Raw genomic sequence first — 15,541 nt, 5'->3', positions numbered from 1 at the left:
CGTGGTAATGAGTGTGCTCGTGAGGGCATAATCAATGCACTATTTACCATCTCGATTGCGGGAGCTGTTTCGGGAGCCTCAGCCACCGGAAAATCTTGCCGAAGAATTTCGACGGGCCATTGACCTGTCCAACTGTCGCCGCCTCAAAGCGGTCACTTGGTTGGTGCTCTCCTCTTTGACCTTCTTGCTCATTGCCGACTATTTTACCGTGAAGCAGGCCGGTCATTCTTCTGTCTGGTGCGGGATTGTCATATTGCGGTCCGTCGCCATCCTTGCCTGTTTTGCCTTTTTTCCGCTCTTCGGGCCTTTGCGGTCGGTACATGATATCAAGCCACGCCACCACCTGGTTTGGAAGATGTATACCTATTTTTTCATGATCTATACTTCGGCCATCGTAGGCTACATGTTCCCGCTCAAGGACTCCATCGGTCCCATGTATGTTTTTCTGCTGGGACCGTCTGCTTTTCTGGCAATGCCGGTTCGGCAGGTTTCCCTCTTGATCGGCATTGGCTGGATCAGCTTGATCGGAGCATTGTTTCTCTTTGTGCCGGAACTCAGCCTCGTGAAGCATCACCTGATCAATGCAATGGTTATTTCCTGGGTTTCTTTTGCTGTGGCACATATCGGGTATCGGGCTGCGTACCGGGATTTCATGAATCGAAAAGTTATTGAAGGCAAGAATCGTCAGCTTCGAGAAGCGCATGCGCAGGTGCTGGATGCCAGCCGGGCCAAATCTGATTTTCTGGCCACTGTCAGTCATGAAATCAGAACTCCGATGAACTCGATTCTCGGAATGACTGAGGTTGCCTTGCAATCAGGACTGCAAGGCGAGCTTCGTGAGTATATCGAAACTGCCCGTGAATCCGCACTGCATTTGTTGGATGTGATTACGGATATTCTCGATTTTTCACGGATTGAAGCCCGCAGACTTCGGCTTGTTTCAGCGCATTTTGATCTTTCTTCAGTGGTCAATTCGGCCATGCGAACTGTCAAGTTGCATGCCGAAAAAAAAGGAGTTGCCCTGGAATTCGAATCCCTGGATGGAACGCCGAGATTTCTCAAGGGTGATCCTGTCAGGTTGCGACAAGTACTGATCAATCTCCTCAATAATGCCATCAAGTTTACGGACGACGGCTATATTCGGTTGACGGTCAGTTCCTGGCCCGAGGGGGGAGATGACCCGGATCGCCCGGTTGGGGTCCGTTTTTCCGTCAAGGATAGTGGGACGGGTATTGGCAGGGAAAAGATCAGAACCATTTTTGAGGCATTTACACAGGGTGATGGTTCTTCTTCCCGAAGTCACGGCGGGTCGGGCCTTGGGTTGTCCATATGCAAAAGTCTGGTAGACTTGATGGGCGGTGAGATTCGTGTCCAGTCAGAAAAAGGGGTGGGCAGTGAATTTTCCTTTACCTCTCGATTCGGGGAGGGCAATGCCGAGAGAGCAAATGAGCCTGAGTTTGTGGCTGCCTTTTCCGATACCTGTATTCCGGTGAAACGGTCCAACGTCCTTTTGGTTGATGATAATCCCCTCAATGTGAAGGTGGAGAAGTTGCACCTTGAGCGGTTGGGGATGCGGACGACTGTAGCGGAAAGTGGGGCAAAAGCCCTCATGCTCCTCGCAGAACACGATTTTGATATCGTCCTGATGGATTTGGAGATGCCGGGCATGGATGGACATGAAACGACTCGGCGTATCCGTTCAGGGGAAGGTCTGGGGCGGCCCGTTCGGCAACCGACCATCCCTATCGTGGCAATCACGGCTCATGCCTTGGGTGAGATCAGAAGCCGGTGTGCGAGAGAGGGGATGAACGGTTTCGTGACCAAGCCTGTGGGGTGTGGCGACTTGGGTGCAACCATGCAGCAGGTGCTCGGAGGAGATTGGCAGGCTCCGGAGGAGCAGAAAAGACATGAGGTGGAATCCACTCCGGTTCTTGATCTGGAACAGGCCGCATCCATGCTTGATATCACATCCGAGGAAATGGAATATTTACTTCCGAATGCCATCAGTGAGGTTTCTCTGAAGTTTGAACTGGCGGAAAAAGGCGTCCAGGCAGGGCTGCTTCAGGAGGTCGCGCTTCAGGCACATACTCTCAAGAGTGTTGCGGCTTCCATAGGGGCAGAGATGACACGAAGAGCCGCAGTTCGTTTGGAGAACTCAGCGAGGCAGGGCGATCACGAACTCTCCAGAAAACGTCTTGCCACCTTGCGGGTTGCCATTGCCCGGCTCGAAGTTGCTGTCAAGGCCCATTGACTGCATGCTGTCGGTCTCGGCAATCCAGGAATATGATTGATCTGGACACATGGATTCTTCCTGTTGGGAGGAAGGACGTGGTGTTTTTTATTCTTGAAAGCATCCCTTTGCCAACCGTAACAGACCGTCGTTTCACCCCATCTTGGGAGATCATGTTTTTTTGATCAATCAGGTCTCTTTGTGTACAGTTCGCCCAAGCAATAAAGCGAGGTGCCCATGGCTGAAAAGCAATTCGAGTTGTTTCTGACAGAAGTCCGTGCCGGATGGCTGGAAGCACGTATTGTACATGACGGGGAACACTATGATCTGAGTGTGAGTTGCAGTTTTTCCGAGCCGCTCAAGGATCTTTTTTCCTGTCTCTGTGATTTATATCAGTTGGAGGCGTTGCCAGACTTGCTTGAAGACTATCGCCATTTTGAATTTGAGTGGGGTGGTGAAGGCTGGTTGTATTACTGGACGATCATACCCGGACCGGGTGGTGTGCTTCAGGTGGATATAGAGTTCAAGGGGAAGCGCGAAGCCGGTGGTGTGGAGCATCCGGTCTGGAGCATTTCCGCCATGACCGACTGGCAGACCTTGGCCGGACAGGTCTTTACGCAGACCTCGGAAATGCTCTGGATGTATGGCTTTTCAGGGTACTATGACCGTTGGTCAAAGGATTTTCCCGCCGGAAAGATGATGCGGCTTGGACATCTGCTCCACGGACAGGCCAGAGACACTGATGATTTTTCGCGAGAGCTGGGTTACTTGGCAGAAACCAGATAACCACTCCTGGTATCAGTCTCCTATGATTTTGATGAGAACACTTTTTTCTCTTCGTCCATCGAATTCCCCGTAAAATATGCGCTCCCAGGTTCCGAAGTCGAGCCGACCGGCAGTAATGGCAACGACTACTTCTCGGCCCATTATCTGACGTTTCATGTGCGCATCTGCATTGTCTTCATATCCGTTGTGTCGATATTGACTGACCGGCTCATGTGGTGCGAGCTTTTCCAACCAGACTTCGTAATCATGATGAAGGCCGGCTTCATCATCGTTGATAAAAACCGAGGCTGTTATGTGCATGGCATTGACAAGCATCAGCCCTTCACTGATGCCTGATTCCCTGAGAGCTTCTTCGCAGTCGGGTGTGATATTGATGAAGCCGCGCCGCTTTGGGACAACGAATTTGAGCTGTTTTCTGTAGGATTGCATGGTTTTCTCCAGGGTGTCATTGAAGGAATGCGCCATTGCTGCGCGAAATTTTTCCATCATTCTATTCTTTCCTCTCCACAATTGAACCGATTTTGTCAGGAAGTGCAAAAGAAATATAAGCCCCTTGTGGGAGGACTCCTTTTCGTGTAGACATCAATGAATAGGTATAAGTTTACATATATTGAAATCCTTTTATGGAGGGGAAGGGATGGCACGAAAGAAGCGTGAAATGAGTGGGGTAATTTCTTTTGATTCTGAAGTCTTGGCTCAAGATCTTGATATTGATTCCCTTGCGAGGGATGATGCTCGTAAATTGATTCCAGCTCCTGATGCAACACAACCAACTGCAAACGAATTATCGATTGTGCGATATTTTGAGAAAAAAGCAAAAGAGGAAAAAAAGGCGGTTCTGGCGACCCTCTCGGAGCTGAGAAAGCGGCTTTCAGCCATCTATCATAGCCGCATCGTGGAAGACCTGAAGGGGCTTCCCGATGATTTGAAGCGAATCAATGCCGACTCCCGTACAATGGAGGCGCATGCTGTCGAGATTTTGCGTGACCAGGTTGCCGACCGTGAAACCGAGGTCAGAACTTTTATTTCGAAAAACAACTTGAATCGAAATCCGCACCCCCCCATGAAACCTGGAGAACTCAGTGTTCGGCTTGGGGCCATCGCACTTGTCGAAATCTGTTTGAGCTCGGTGATTCTTTCATTCAGTGGAAACCTCGGCCTTTTCCATGGCGTTGTTCAGATCATCATTCTTTCTTTCTGCAATCTCCTTGGTGGGTGGCTTCTGGGCAGGAAGGCATTGCCATGGCTCAATCATTGTCATGTGCTCAATCGAGTGGTCGGTGTCTGCACTCTTCTTGTTCTGGTGCAAGTGATCATGGGTATCAATTTATTCGCGGGGCATTGTCTTTCTTCCTCAGCCCCGGATTGTTTCATGGCGCTTCGAGTGGCCATGGCATCATTTGAGATAAGCCCATTTGCCGTTCTGACTCTCAAGGGATGGATTTTATATGCTGTCGGAACCCTTGCCGCTGGAGGGGTGACTGCCGTTGGCTATTGTAGTGATGATCCGTATCCTGGCTATGGGAAAGTTGCCGCTGGATTGACCCATGCCCGGCAGGCAGTGTTGAATAAACAATGGGAGCATGTTGATGTTGCCATTGCCAATTACAGGCATGTGGAGCGGAGACGGGGTCATCTGACGGGAAAACTCATCATCCTTGAGGAGCGGTATGCTTCTCTGCTCGGAGATATGACTCGGAGCAAGGAGGCTCTTCAGGAAAAATTGGGCCATCTTGATACTGTCTGCGGCAGGATGGTTGGTCAATATAGGGTCAAGAATAGGGGGTACAGTCTCAATCGGGTCAGTTCCTTCCCACCGTTTTTCTTTCGGCGCATGTCGTTTGGCCCGGAAAAGTACATACCTGAGGAAACCATGGACCAGGAGTTTTCACGGCAATTCATTCTCTCCCGCAATTTTAGGCGATGCCGGGAAGAAGACTCCCCGTTGATTCAAAAGCAATTGATCGAGATTCACAACGAGGAGTTACGTACCCTGCATGCGTATTTTTTACTGGACGAGCGTGAAGTTTCGTCATTAATTTGAGCACATAACGGTTTTTTATTCAATTTCCTGATCCTATCTGTCTCACATAGCGAGGCAGCCTGATCTCGGAGGGCATGTGTGCGGGGTGCCGGGGATTCTTTGCTTTCCTCTTTTTGCAGAGGTTGGGGAGAGGACCCGGCATATTCTCGAATAGCCATTGATTTACTCCTCTCAAATCTCTATGGTCCTATGATGACTTTCCCTGTCAGCTTTTTCAAAGCATGGATGCCGTTCATCCTCTCCGCGAGCCTGTGTATGCTGCTGCTCTTTCCGGTTTCGGTCTTTTGTCAGCGGTCTGTACTCCGTGTGGGATTTAGCGAACATCCGCCCTGGAAGGTTCGGGAAGCGGACGGAGGGTATGGTGGTATTGACATAGAGCTGCTTCGTGTCCTTGCGGAAAGGGTTGGCCTGGGCCTTGAATTTGTGGATTATCCATTCAAGCGTGCCCTGGAAATGGCGGCGATCGGAGAAGTGGACATCGTCACCGGAGTTTTTAAGCGCAGAGACCGTGAGAAAGACCTCTATTTTATCGAACCGGCGTATAAAAAATTCTCAAACAAAGCTTTTTTTGTTCTGAAGGGACGTGAATCTTCCATACGTCGCCATGAAGACCTCATTGGTAAAACTCTCGGAACTATCGTTGGAGCGAAGTATTATCCCGCATTCGACAAAGATAAACGGATTATGAAATCTCCGGTGACACGCACGGAATTGAATTTCAAGATGTTGCTGGCCGGTCGGATCAACGCCTTTATCATGACAGAGTCAGCAGGAGAGTATCGGCGGGCGCAGTTGGGTATGGAAGATGTGGTGAGCAAAGCTGATTTTATTTACCGAGAGAAGCAGAATGTGTATATGGTCCTTTCTAGAAAATCCATATTTGTCAAATACTTGAAAGAGATGAATCGGCAAATGCGGATTCTTGTTGAAAGTGGTGAAATCAATCGAATCAAGGCGCGTTTCTACAAGAGGTTACGCACGCGGTAGCCGCTGGTGCCTTCCATGTTCAACAGCTCTTTCAGGACGTCCGTCCAGACTCTTCACTGAAGTTCAAAGCAGGTTTGCCCCGATGGGAAAATTTTTCGGGGCACATGGCAGAAAAGTGCAGGTGGTCTACCCGACAGTTGCTTTCAGGTGGGTTATAACGCTCTCCACTGCGGCATCAAGGAGGGCGGCTTCAGGCAGACCGAGCACTGAGGCGTTGGACATTTGCTTTTCTATAAGTCCGGGTAACGGTGGGATGGTGAGAGACCATTTCGGGAGTCCGTCGAGTTTCGGAGGTTCACCGCCGAGGTAGCGGTTAATGACCAATGCCTGATTGGTCAGGCCGAGATCCGAGGCCATTCTTCCCACTTCCGCTCCGGTCTGGAGGCTGCGCATGGAGGGTTCACTGACCACGACCAGTCCATCCACATGGGTCACTGTGCCTCGGCCGAGGTGTTCGACTCCGGCTTCCAGGTCAACCAGGACCCATTCGTCCCGATCCATGACAATATGTGCCAGCAGCGCCTTGAGCAGGGCGTTGGCGTCACAGGCACATCCTCCACCGGCATTGGTCACGGCTCCCATGACGATAAGACGTTTGCGACCAGGGGAGATTCCTTCCGCGACCGGACCACCGAGTGGAACATCGACAGCCAGAGTCTCCGGCAGATCGCCGACATCGGGATTCAGGTTGAGGAACCCTCCGGCGTGGATGCGTTCGCGCACGAGGTCTTCGCGGCGAATAAGCGGTTCAGGGAGATGCTCTTGGTCAATGGCTGATGCCTGTCCCAGAGAAAGGGCTGTGTCCGCATCCACCATCCAGACATTCTTGCCGTGACGAGCCAGCCAGTCGGCCGTCCATGCTGCCAGTGATGTCTTTCCGACGCCGCCCTTGCCTGCAAATGCTATTTTCATAAAAAAGCCTCCTGAGCCGGTTCACCTGTCCGAAAGGAATTGCCGATGTTCCATCATGTTCCAGTGTGTTTGAAATGTAAAATCGAGCTGTGTGACAATCTTTTTTCTCTGGAATGCCTGTCGATTTCGGAGAGCTGACAGGAGCGACATAGGGGGAGCCTTGGTGAAGAAGACTCCCCCCTGCCTAAGAAGGTGATTGCCGTGCTATTCGCTCAGACCGAGGCCCTTGCGCTTCGCTTTTATCCTTTCATCAAACATTTCAGCGGTTTTTACCATGTCTGGTTCGATGAAGAAGGTTGCGCCGACCAGGTCCTCGAGTCCGGATGTCGCGAGGTCTGTGACGACTTCGGAGCCAAGGATGTTCGGCGGATGGCCGAGGTGGGTGTAAATTCCGCTGGCCACGGCGTAAAGGCCGATAGCAGCGGCTTTTTCCGAGTACCATTCAGGCGAAGATGCGCCTACGGGTAGGTCGGAAATATCAACATTCAGTGCGTTTGCCAGGGCTGCGCACAGTTGCAGGATACGGGCGTTGTCAACGCAGGAGCCGTAATGCAGCACCGGGGGAATCCCCAGCGCGCCACAGACTTTCTTGAGACCTGGGCCAGCCATTTCAATGGCGTCGGGCACCAGCAGCCCTGCCTTTCCTGCCGCGGTGGTGACACAGCCGGTGACCAGAACCAGGATATCTTTCTTGATCAATTCCTTGGCAAGCTCCACATTCATGGAATCCTGTTTGATCTTGGGGTTGTTACAGCCGACAATACCGACTGCACCCCGGATGTCGCCTGCGGCGATGGCCTGGACTAACGGGTCCAGAGAGCCTCCCAAGGCTGCGATGACAGCCTCATTGGAGAAACCGGTCATGATCTCGACAGGCTCGCAGGGAATATCAACGCGACCTGCGTCACGCTCTGCAAAGCCTTCAATAGCCAGGTTGACGATTTCCTTGGCCTGTTGCAGGGCGTTATGCGGTTCAATATCAAAGTGAATGGCTCCGCTGAAGCGCGCCTTGTTGGCCGTGTCAATGAATTTGGTATGATAGCAGCCTGCGATTTGAACCAGGCTGGGCATGATACATTGGTAATCGACGACCACGGCCTCGACTGCTCCGGTGATGATGGCCAGTTCGGTCATCAGGTGGTTCCCTGCCATGGGAATTCCCTGGCGCATGAGCAACTCGTTACCGGTGCAGCACAGGCCCGCGACGTTGATGCCTTTGGCTCCCAGTTTTTCTGCTTTTTCCACCAGTTCGGGATCACGGGCAGCGGCCAGGATCATCTCGGAAACCACGGGGTTGTGCCCATGAACCAGGATATTGACTTTGTCTTCCTTGATAACACCGAGATTGGCGGTGGACATTTTTGGGGTCGGGGTGCCGAAAATGACATCGGAAAGTTCCGTGCCGATCATGGAACCACCCCAACCATCGGACAAAGAGGTCCGGGCCGCGTGGATCATGGTGTTGGGCGCGTCATTGTCACATCCCATATGGGTGCGGTGCATCATCTCGGCGATTTCACGATCGACACCGCGAGGCGTCATGCCGAGTTTGGCCCAGATGTCCTTGCGTTTTTGAGGCACGCGGGACAGGAAGGATATTTCCTTTTTGCGTGAACCGAAATCGGCGAAAAAGTTTTCCATGACATCGGTGGCCACATCCTTGAGTTCGCGGCCTTCGACTTCAATGCCGGTTTCAGCGGCAAGCGCTTTCAGCTTGGCTTCATCCGTGATCTTGTAATCCTTGGTTTCCCCTTCGATGATGGCTTCCAGGACTTCGATCAGGTCCCGGCCATGGTCGGAGTGACCAGCGGAGCCTCCAGCAATGAATCGGCCAAAGTTGCGGGCCACGATGACATCGGCATCGGCACCACAGACGCCTCGGGGCATCTTTGCGCTGATACGACATGGACCCATGGTACAGTTGCGGCAGGTCGTGCCCAACTCACAGAATTTACAGTGGGGAGTCTGCTGCGCCAAGCGTTCGTGGACGGTTTCAATGCCCTCGGCCCTGGCTTTGGCGATCATGGCCTTGGCATCATCCCAGATGCTCAGTTCTTCGATCGGTTTGGGTTCTTTTGCCATTTGTTCCTCCAACTACCTGTTTTACCGGACTCGGTCGCGCCAGTCCGATGGGGTAAAAGAAAAGTGCAACCCTGATTGTGATATCCAGCAGTACATCACATCATGTTCAGTGTATGTCGGATAGCCGACAAAAGGGAGCGAAAAATGGCGGGACCGTTCGAACGTGGGTTTTGAGCCGGTTTTGTTAGAGAATTAGAACTGTTCTCCAGCGGCCTTTTCCAGGGCAGCCAGATCTGGGATGAAATACTGCCCCCGACCCCGTTTTTCCATCAGTCCGGCCCGCTCCATATCATTGAGCAAGGTGGACACGGTCTGGCGGGTTGCTCCCATGAGTTGGGCAAGCTGTTCGATGGTCAGGTCAAGGGTGATGCGAATTCCCTGGGCATGGGGGATGCCGGAGGATCGGGCCTCGCTCAAGATGTAATCCATGAGCCGATTGTAGATATCCTTGAAAGCCAGGCCGCCGATGATGGAGAAGGAGTTTTGCAGTATATGGCCGAGCACGCGCACCATGGTTCGTGTGAACATGGGGACTGTATCCATGATCCTTTTGACTGACCGGACATTGGCGACCAGCAGTTCCGTGTCGTCAAAAGCCTGGATATAGCACCCCGCATGGGTGGCGTAGAGATCACCGGGACCGAGGATGCCGAGGGTAAATTCCTTGTCCTCATAGGCGAGGTAAATCCGTACCCGTCCACGGGCGATGACAAAGACGAGATTCTCACCTTCATCCGGGGTATAGATCACCGATCCCTTGGCAAAGTTTCGTTCGCTAAAGACGCTTCGCAGGTCTGCGAGTTCCTCTTTTGCCAATTCGTCAAGCAGATTGATGCCGGAAAATTTCATGTCCTTCCCCTTTCTTTCCACCCAGACTTCCAGTGGATTTTCCCGGTTAGCACGAGCCGCGACAACCGTCCAACAGGATCTACTGTAATCGTTTTCTCACAAACCTGCTTGATTTCGAAGGATATTTACAGGATACTGGTAGAGTGAAAAGACTCTTTGCCATATGCCTCTTGCTGGTGTTCTGCTGTGCTGCTTCAGTGCATGCTGACGAAGATGATCCGTGGAAAGCTCGGGATTCCGTGATCTTCGGTATGCCCTTTCTGTATCAGATCGTACAGCCCGGAAACTCCGGGGTGATAACGTCGCTTCTCGAAACAGTCTATGCTCCTGATAACCTCGACTTCATTCATAAACCCTTGCCATATGTTCGGATCCTTGAAGCCTTGAAAAAGGGGAACATCCATTGCACGCTGGCTCTTAAGGATCGGATTGACGGTGTTTTGCAGGGAGATGTCACTGTGGTCACTTATGATATTGCCGTGGCTCATCTACGCACGACGCCGTTTGCAGGAGTTCAGTCTCTGGCGGGAAGGCGGGTGGCCGCCCGTTTTGGCTTTGGTTTGTCAGAGTTGCTTGGCGTGCCTTTTCAGTATCAACCGATATACGCGCTCAGTTCGGGCTTCCACATGCTCGATAGGGACCATGTGAAGTTTGTACTGGGGGACAGACGATTGCTCAGGCATGCCATGTGGGAGTCGCATCTTTCCCCGGCTGATTTTCTTTTTGACGACATCGGCAGTTATGAAGTGCGGGTAATTTTTGCCCCAACTGAAAAAGGTCGGCGGTTTTTGGAAATCTTCAATTCCAGAATGAAAGAGTTGCGCGCTTCCGGCGAAATCCAGACTTTGATGCTGTCGATGGGGGTTACGGAAGCAGATCTCGATCGGATTCTCAAGTTGAATTGAATTTGGAGAAGATAATGGATGAATATGCCCGGTTCGCTTCGCTTTATGACCCTGTGGTGGGGCCTTTTTTACGCCCCGTTCATAGCGCCATGCAGTCTCTCCTTGTCGAAAACGGGTGCACAAGTGTCGTGGACCTGTGCTGCGGCACCGGCCAGTTCTGCGGCATGGTGTGGGAGGTGGGACTCTCCGCGACGGGGGTGGACAATTCGCCCGCAATGCTCGCTGTAGCCACAAAGAAATGGAGTGGGGCGTCATTTTCGCGAAATGACGCGACCCGCACAGATTTGACTGCTAAAGCATTTGATGCCGTGACTATCAGTTTTGCTTTGCATGAGAAGTCGGCAATGCAGGCCGAAGCGATACTGAAGGAGGCGGAACGTCTGGTCCGGCCGGGCGGAACGGTTTTGGTCTCCGACTACCGTCTCCCATCTCCGTTTCAGGCTCGGTTGACACGAATGGGTATCGGCCTGGTGGAGTGGCTGGCAGGCGCGGCGCATTATGCCCACTTCCGACACTTCATGGCTCAGGGTGGGATAGAGTCGTTTCTAAAGCAATATGGTTTGCCCGTTTCTCCGGTGGCTCTTTTTATGGGGGGGTGGGCCGGGCTGTATATTCATCGCTCGGCAGAGGCATGGAATGGGAGGAGGTCGCGGTGATCCCCCCTCCCAAATAGGATTTTTTTTAGGCTGTGTTGCTTGGATTTTTCTCGACCCCGGACAGTCCGGCAAAAGCGGCCTCATCCACATACCAGAAGGTTTTTTCCGCTTCCAGGCGGGCGGCGGGATACCGTTCCGACGCGCTGGGATCATTCATGATCTCAGAAATCTTGTCCCGTTTATCCGCTCCTGCGGCCAGGAAGAGGGCAACCCGAGCCTGGTTGAGGACCGGAAAGGAGAGTGTCACACGGTCTACCTTCGGATCAGCGGGTGGATCAAAGACGGGCACGACCCAGTCCGTGGCATTGAGATCGTCCGTGCCAGGGAACAGCGACGCGGTATGTCCATCTCCTCCCATTCCCTGAATGATGAGATCGAATCTTGGCAAGGATTCATCTCCAAAGACATGGCGCAGTTCCTCAAGCATGACTTCAGCCGCCTTGGCTGCCCCAAGTTCTCCCCGGATGCGCACGATGTATTCTTTCGGAATCGGAACGTGAGCCAGGAGAGATTCATGGGCAAGTTTGTAGTTGCTCCACTCATGATCCGGCCCCACTGCTCGATCATCTCCCCAGAAAACGACCACGCTGTCCCACTGTATCATTTCAGCGAATTGAGGGGTCGCCAGAATTTCGAAGAGTCTTCGAGGCGTGGAGCCGCCGGACAGTGCGACTATAAAACGGCCGCGAAGGTCGTGGGCCTTGTGGGACAGGTCGGCAAAGAGCCTTGCTGCGGCCTGGCTCAATTCTTCGGTATCGGCATAGACATGAAAATCCACCATTGGATTCCTCCCACTCTGAGTGTTACCAATCGCCTCGCGCCTTTTTGGGACCATCCGTCCCGGCCTTGTACAAGTGGAGGCGTTCTGCCTGTTCTTCGCATTCGCATTCCTTGAGCATCGGGGTCAGGTATGACCAGCAGAGGTCCACACTGTCCTGACGCCAGAAGAGGGTATGATCCCCCATAAGCACATCAAGCAGGACTTTTTCATAGGCCGTCAGTCTGAGGGGGTGTCCCATGGCGTAGTCAAAGTTCATTGTCACGTTTCGCAAACACATCCCTGGCCCCGGGGTCTTGGCCTGGAAGCTGAGCATGACTTCTTCCTTGGGGTGTATGGAGAGGGTCAACCTGTTGGCCGTGATATGTTCGCCCAGAATATTCCTGAACATGGAGTGAGGAACTTCCTTGAACTTGACTTCGATATCGGTCCGCTTGGTGGACATTCGTTTTCCCGAGGTAATGTAAAAGGGCACCCCCTGCCACCGCCAGTTGTCGATATAGGCTTTCATGGAGGCAAAGGTCGGGGTGGTTGAATTGGGGGAGACTCCGGGCTCCGAGACGTAGGACGGCACGGATTTCTCTTTGATCATGCCTGCCGCGTACTGGCCGAGTACGAGATTCTCGTCAAGGCTGTCCATGGGGAACGGCCTGAGGCTTCGGTAGATCTTGGCTTTTTCATCCCGGATACGGTTCGCTTCGTAGATCGAAGGTGGCTCCATGGCCACTAGGGAGAGGAGCTGCATCATGTGATTTTGAAACATGTCGCGCAGGACGCCGGTATGGTCGTAAAATCCGGCTCTGTGTTCAACTCCCAATGATTCTGCTGCAGTAATGTGAACGGATTGGATGAATTGTCTGTTCCAGACCGGTTCGAAGATGGAATTGGCGAACCGGAACATCAGCATGTTTTGCACGGTTTCCTTGGCCAGATAGTGATCAATACGGAAGATTTGTTTTTCCTTGAATCCTTCCTTAAGCGCGGCTGCAAGTTTTCTGGAACTCTCCAGATCGTATCCAAAGGGTTTTTCCACAACCAGTCGCGACCAGTTGTCCTTTTCGTGCGCCAGTCCGACATGGGCAAGTGATTGAGCGATGGCCTCGTATGCCACCGGGGGGACGGAAAGGTGGAAGAGCCTGTTGCCACCGGTCTGGAATTCCGATTCCTTGTCCTTGATGAAACCGGCCAGGTTGGTGAATGTGCCCACGTCATTGACGTCCACGCTCCTGTAAAAAAGGCGGGGCGCAAAATCTTCCCAGCACTTCATGTCCGCATTTGATTCGACCAGAGCCTGCCGTGTCCTTTCACGGTATTCCTCATGGCTGAGGCCGGATCTGGACACGCCGATAATGATGCTTGGATCGGGCAGGCGGCCCGAGCAGAGTAGTGCGTAGAGGGACGGCAGAATCTTTCTCGCCGCCAAGTCCCCGGTCGCGCCGAAGATGACGATGGCGCACGGGTCCTTAGGGGTGTTGTAGTCGCAGGTCTCTATTCCATTGGTATCAGCCATTCTCTACTCCTCGGATTTCTTGACAGCATGGCCTCCGAACTCTCGGCGCAGTGCGGCCAGAACACGGTAGCGGAAGTCATTGGGGCGTCGTGACGCAAACCGCTCCATCAGGGCAGAGGTCAGGACCGGAGCCGGGGTGCTGGTCTCAATGGCCTGCATGACGGTCCAGCGTCCTTCGCCGGAATCATCCACATACCCTTCCAAGTCGTCCAGCCGTTCGCTTTTGGAAAAAGCATCTCCTGCCAATTCCAGCAGCCAGGAACGGATGACGCTTCCTTGATTCCAGAGATCGGACAGTTCCGCAAAGTCGATTCCTGCGCCGAACTGGGAATCCTCTATGAGTGCGAATCCCTCGGCATAGGCCTGCATCATGCCGTACTCGATGCCGTTGTGAACCATTTTGATGAAATGGCCCGACCCGGCCGGGCCACAATACATATAGCCCCTTTCCGGTGCCAGTGCCTTGAAAATGGGGTCAAGTCTGTCAAATTCTTCTCTTGGACCGCCGACCATAGTGCAATACCCGATCTGAAGTCCCCAGATGCCGCCGGAGACTCCGGCATCAAGGTAGTTGATCCCTTTGGCTTTCAGGATCTCGGCATTCTTGATGTCTTCCTTGTAATACGAGTTGCCTCCTTCGATAATGGTATCTCCTTCATCCAGAAGTTCGGCCAGTTCTGCGATGGCAGCTTGGGTGGGGGCTCCAGCCGGGAGCATACTCCAGACCGTGCGTGGTGGTTCCAGTTGCTCCTTGAGCTCAGCGTAGGAGTATGCGCCGAGAGCGCCTTCCACCTTGAGTTGGTCCACCTTGTCTGCGGTGCGGTTGAAAGCGACGACTTCGATATCGTGCTGCAAGAGCCTGCGAGCCATGTTCATGCCCATCCGTCCGAGACCTATCATTCCGATTCGCATTGTCGATCCCCCGTTCTTATAATGAATGAAAAGACAAAAATCACATTTTTTCAGTCAGGAATGAATATCACACCCTGAGGGGTTTGGGAAAAGCTTTCATTGATTTATAAAGCTCCTTTCTCCATACTTTCTTTCATAACATAATTACTTTGGAGAAAGTATGTTTGAAGGACTGTTGACCCTGGAGAATCTTATCGCGCTGATCACCCTGGTCGGGCTGGAGATCGTCCTCGGCATAGACAATATCGTCTTTGTCGTGGTGGTCACCAACAAACTGCCAGAAGCGTCGCGAGCCATGGCAAGACGCCTGGGAATCGGCCTGGCCATGGTGACCCGTATTGCCCTGTTGCTTGCCATTTCCGCTATCATGGGGCTGACGGCACCGTTGTTCACAGTCTTCGGGCATATCGTGTCTGGTCGGGACCTTGTGCTGTTGATTGGCGGGGTGTTCCTGCTTGCCAAGGCAACCCACGAGATTCACGATACAATGGAGGAGTCCGGAGCCAAGGACGGGCATGTCCGGTCACAATATTCCTTTCTCAGTGCCATTGCTCAGATCATGCTGCTTGATCTTGTCTTCTCCCTGGATTCGGTCATCACGGCTGTGGGGATGGCCCAGCACCTTGGCGTCATGGTCTCAGCCATTGTGGTGGCTGTGTTGGTCATGCTGCTCTTTGCCGGATCGGTGAGTGCATTTGTTTCCGATCATCCCACGGTGCAAATGCTCGCGTTTTCCTTCCTCCTGCTGGTGGGGATTTTTCTCATGGCCGAAGGGTTGCATAAGCACATCGATCGCGGCTACATCTACTTCGCCATGGGATTTTCCCTGTTTGTGGAATTTTTGAACCTGAGGGTGAAGAAAGCACGCGCGGCACGGAAGTGACTCCATT

14 protein-coding genes are annotated in these 15,541 nt (G+C 52.7%); 7 read left to right on the top strand and 7 right to left on the bottom strand.

Annotated elements, in window-relative coordinates; translation table 11 throughout:
* Positions 1 to 34: 34 nt before the first annotated feature.
* Both BN4_RS08865 and BN4_RS08860 read left to right on the top strand, forming a co-directional pair.
* Complete coding sequence (locus BN4_RS08865) at positions 35 to 2,251, top strand: ATP-binding protein (protein WP_015415045.1); 2,217 nt, start codon at positions 35 to 37, stop codon at positions 2,249 to 2,251.
* A 216-nt stretch (positions 2,252 to 2,467) separates the two neighbouring features.
* Entirely contained in the window at positions 2,468 to 3,016 is a 549-nt protein-coding gene (locus BN4_RS08860) for a hypothetical protein (RefSeq protein ID WP_015415044.1), read from the top strand.
* 12 nt (positions 3,017 to 3,028) lie between these two features.
* Here the strand turns inward: BN4_RS08860 and BN4_RS08855 are convergent, their stop codons facing one another.
* Positions 3,029 to 3,445 carry a secondary thiamine-phosphate synthase enzyme YjbQ gene (locus BN4_RS08855; RefSeq protein ID WP_041720871.1) on the bottom strand — a complete coding sequence of 139 codons (417 nt, stop codon included), beginning with the start codon at positions 3,443 to 3,445 and terminating at the stop codon, positions 3,029 to 3,031.
* Positions 3,446 to 3,653: 208 nt separating this feature from the next.
* Here BN4_RS08855 and BN4_RS08850 point away from each other — a divergent pair, with 208 nt between their 5' ends.
* Both BN4_RS08850 and BN4_RS08845 read left to right on the top strand, forming a co-directional pair.
* A complete protein-coding gene (locus BN4_RS08850; RefSeq protein ID WP_015415042.1) occupies positions 3,654 to 5,060 on the top strand; it encodes a hypothetical protein in 1,407 nt (468 codons plus the stop codon).
* A gap of 255 nt (positions 5,061 to 5,315) precedes the next feature.
* Positions 5,316 to 6,047 carry a substrate-binding periplasmic protein gene (locus BN4_RS08845; protein ID WP_157871326.1) on the top strand — a complete coding sequence of 244 codons (732 nt, stop codon included), beginning with the start codon at positions 5,316 to 5,318 and terminating at the stop codon, positions 6,045 to 6,047.
* Positions 6,048 to 6,173: 126 nt separating this feature from the next.
* Here BN4_RS08845 and BN4_RS08840 read toward each other — a convergent pair whose 3' ends face one another.
* The 3 genes from BN4_RS08840 to BN4_RS08830 form a co-directional block, all read right to left on the bottom strand.
* Positions 6,174 to 6,959, bottom strand: coding sequence for an ATP-binding protein (locus BN4_RS08840; protein ID WP_015415040.1), 786 nt, complete (start codon positions 6,957 to 6,959; stop codon positions 6,174 to 6,176).
* A 204-nt stretch (positions 6,960 to 7,163) separates the two neighbouring features.
* A complete protein-coding gene (cooS, locus tag BN4_RS08835; RefSeq protein ID WP_015415039.1) occupies positions 7,164 to 9,041 on the bottom strand; it encodes an anaerobic carbon-monoxide dehydrogenase catalytic subunit in 1,878 nt (625 codons plus the stop codon).
* A 192-nt stretch (positions 9,042 to 9,233) separates the two neighbouring features.
* Positions 9,234 to 9,890 (bottom strand): Crp/Fnr family transcriptional regulator, encoded by a 657-nt coding sequence (locus BN4_RS08830; RefSeq protein ID WP_015415038.1) that lies wholly within the window; start codon positions 9,888 to 9,890, stop codon positions 9,234 to 9,236.
* 143 nt (positions 9,891 to 10,033) lie between these two features.
* Between BN4_RS08830 and BN4_RS08825 the strand changes: the two genes are divergently transcribed.
* Entirely contained in the window at positions 10,034 to 10,795 is a 762-nt protein-coding gene (locus BN4_RS08825) for an ABC transporter substrate-binding protein (protein ID WP_015415037.1), read from the top strand.
* Between the two features lie 14 nt (positions 10,796 to 10,809).
* Positions 10,810 to 11,451: a class I SAM-dependent methyltransferase gene (locus BN4_RS08820; RefSeq protein WP_015415036.1), complete on the top strand. Its 642-nt coding sequence runs from the start codon at positions 10,810 to 10,812 to the stop codon at positions 11,449 to 11,451.
* A 25-nt stretch (positions 11,452 to 11,476) separates the two neighbouring features.
* Here BN4_RS08820 and pgl read toward each other — a convergent pair whose 3' ends face one another.
* From pgl to gnd, 3 genes are read right to left on the bottom strand one after another with little or no spacing between them, the layout of a single operon-like run.
* Positions 11,477 to 12,232 carry a 6-phosphogluconolactonase gene (pgl, locus tag BN4_RS08815; RefSeq protein WP_015415035.1) on the bottom strand — a complete coding sequence of 252 codons (756 nt, stop codon included), beginning with the start codon at positions 12,230 to 12,232 and terminating at the stop codon, positions 11,477 to 11,479.
* Positions 12,233 to 12,254: 22 nt separating this feature from the next.
* Complete coding sequence (gene zwf, locus BN4_RS08810) at positions 12,255 to 13,739, bottom strand: glucose-6-phosphate dehydrogenase (RefSeq protein WP_015415034.1); 1,485 nt, start codon at positions 13,737 to 13,739, stop codon at positions 12,255 to 12,257.
* 3 nt (positions 13,740 to 13,742) lie between these two features.
* Positions 13,743 to 14,651: a phosphogluconate dehydrogenase (NAD(+)-dependent, decarboxylating) gene (gnd, locus tag BN4_RS08805; protein ID WP_015415033.1), complete on the bottom strand. Its 909-nt coding sequence runs from the start codon at positions 14,649 to 14,651 to the stop codon at positions 13,743 to 13,745.
* A gap of 160 nt (positions 14,652 to 14,811) precedes the next feature.
* Here gnd and BN4_RS08800 point away from each other — a divergent pair, with 160 nt between their 5' ends.
* The gene (locus BN4_RS08800) at positions 14,812 to 15,534 is read left to right on the top strand and encodes a TerC family protein (protein ID WP_015415032.1); all 723 of its coding nucleotides are present in this window, start codon (positions 14,812 to 14,814) and stop codon (positions 15,532 to 15,534) included.
* The last annotated feature ends 7 nt before the right edge of the window (positions 15,535 to 15,541 follow it).

The organism is Pseudodesulfovibrio piezophilus C1TLV30 (assembly GCF_000341895.1).
GTDB lineage: Bacteria > Desulfobacterota > Desulfovibrionia > Desulfovibrionales > Desulfovibrionaceae > Pseudodesulfovibrio > Pseudodesulfovibrio piezophilus.
This window is presented reverse-complemented; position numbering and strand designations above follow the sequence as displayed.

Bases quoted from the DNA above. Each gene is read 5' to 3' on its own strand.
- BN4_RS08865 (WP_015415045.1), top strand. From the start codon at position 35: ATGCACTATTTACCATCTCGATTGCGGGAGCTGTTTCGGGAGCCTCAG.
- BN4_RS08860 (WP_015415044.1), top strand. From the start codon at position 2,468: ATGGCTGAAAAGCAATTCGAGTTGTTTCTGACAGAAGTCCGTGCCGGA.
- BN4_RS08855 (WP_041720871.1), bottom strand. From the start codon at position 3,445: ATGCAATCCTACAGAAAACAGCTCAAATTCGTTGTCCCAAAGCGGCGC.
- BN4_RS08850 (WP_015415042.1), top strand. From the start codon at position 3,654: ATGGCACGAAAGAAGCGTGAAATGAGTGGGGTAATTTCTTTTGATTCT.
- BN4_RS08845 (WP_157871326.1), top strand. From the start codon at position 5,316: ATGCTGCTGCTCTTTCCGGTTTCGGTCTTTTGTCAGCGGTCTGTACTC.
- BN4_RS08840 (WP_015415040.1), bottom strand. From the start codon at position 6,959: ATGAAAATAGCATTTGCAGGCAAGGGCGGCGTCGGAAAGACATCACTG.
- cooS (WP_015415039.1), bottom strand. From the start codon at position 9,041: ATGGCAAAAGAACCCAAACCGATCGAAGAACTGAGCATCTGGGATGAT.
- BN4_RS08830 (WP_015415038.1), bottom strand. From the start codon at position 9,890: ATGAAATTTTCCGGCATCAATCTGCTTGACGAATTGGCAAAAGAGGAA.
- BN4_RS08820 (WP_015415036.1), top strand. From the start codon at position 10,810: ATGGATGAATATGCCCGGTTCGCTTCGCTTTATGACCCTGTGGTGGGG.
- pgl (WP_015415035.1), bottom strand. From the start codon at position 12,232: ATGGTGGATTTTCATGTCTATGCCGATACCGAAGAATTGAGCCAGGCC.
- zwf (WP_015415034.1), bottom strand. From the start codon at position 13,739: ATGGCTGATACCAATGGAATAGAGACCTGCGACTACAACACCCCTAAG.
- gnd (WP_015415033.1), bottom strand. From the start codon at position 14,651: ATGCGAATCGGAATGATAGGTCTCGGACGGATGGGCATGAACATGGCT.
- BN4_RS08800 (WP_015415032.1), top strand. From the start codon at position 14,812: ATGTTTGAAGGACTGTTGACCCTGGAGAATCTTATCGCGCTGATCACC.